The organism is Okeania sp. SIO2C9 (assembly GCF_010672455.1).
GTDB lineage: Bacteria > Cyanobacteriota > Cyanobacteriia > Cyanobacteriales > Microcoleaceae > Okeania.
Window position 1 is genome coordinate 1 of the sequence record NZ_JAAHGO010000264.1, and the last position, 1,213, is coordinate 1,213.

General features: G+C 50.3%; 1 protein-coding gene. It reads left to right on the plus strand.

The window, feature by feature from the left end:
* Positions 1-154: 154 nt before the first annotated feature.
* Positions 155-1,078: a hypothetical protein gene (locus tag F6K23_RS40875; RefSeq protein WP_293166974.1), complete on the plus strand. Its 924-nt coding sequence runs from the start codon at positions 155-157 to the stop codon at positions 1,076-1,078.
* Positions 1,079-1,213: the final 135 nt, after the last annotated feature.

The following is a 1,213-nucleotide window of genomic DNA, read 5'->3' on the forward strand; positions in this document are numbered from 1 at the left end:
TGCAACGACTTATGTGATATTAACCAGCTTGCACAAGGTCGACGCTATTGGTCTGAACGTCGCTAGCACTGGTCCGTTTAACAAGTGGCACTAAGCGTACAGATCTCTTATCTTGAGAACTTATTCTGCTTCTGCCGAGTTGGAGGAGTTCTAGATGTATTCACCTGCCATAGTTGATGCCACCGATAGCTTGACGACCCCTAGCCCGAAGCTTCAACTCCGCACGCCTCAAGCAAATCATCGTGATCACGCAGAGGCATACCAAGCAGGTACAACAGATACAGCAAAAGGACCATGCAGCACCGTGACGAGTTCACCCTCAACTAGGCATTTTAGCTTTTCGGTGCCTTACGCGCTGCAGTTACACCACTGCCAAGATTGTTTCGCGGAAAGTAACAATCTCTTAGCTGACATCTTGCAAGAAGGTGCAAATAAAACGGTCCGTACGTTAGTCTGTATCGATGCTGGGGTTATTGCAGAGCAACCCAAACTTGCTGAACGTATTTCAAATTGGTTTAGCCAACGTCATCAACTTAAACTGGTTGAACCCCCTCTGACCATTGCAGCCGGTGAAGTCGCCAAGAGTGATTGGTCGGTGGTTGAGCAAGTAGCCGAAGCATGTGAACGCGGGAGCATTTGCCGCCATAGTTACATTGTCGTTATCGGGGGCGGTGCAGTACTGGATGCTGTTGGGCTTGCTGCCTCACTAGTTCATCGTGGCGTTCGCCTGATTCGCCTGCCAACAACCACGCTTGCGCAAGCAGACGCTGGCCTCGGCGTTAAAAATGGTATCAACGCCTATCAGAATAAAAATTTTATTGGTAATTTCGCACCGCCGTGGGCAATCATCAATGACGCAAGTTTTTTAACCTCACTACCGCTTCGCGCGCGCCGCGACGGTATTATCGAGGCGATTAAAGTTGCGATGATAAAAGATGTAGGCAATTACCAATGGCTCTATGAAAAAGCCCCTGCCGCCGTTCATGGCGATGACAATGCCTTGCAGCAAATTATTGAACGCAGTGCCTTACTGCAGGGACTTACGTTCCACATCGCCCACTGCGCTTTCGTAACATAATATACATTATCGGACATGTGATTAATCTCATTATCCACATTGCGCCAGAGCCTGCCGGCAGCACCGCCCCCAAAGCCACCCCCCTCAACGGGTCTCGGCATGAGCCTCACCGGCAGCGCAAGGGGCAAATCGACC

Bases quoted from the DNA above. Each gene is read 5' to 3' on its own strand.
- F6K23_RS40875 (WP_293166974.1), top strand. From the start codon at position 155: ATGTATTCACCTGCCATAGTTGATGCCACCGATAGCTTGACGACCCCT.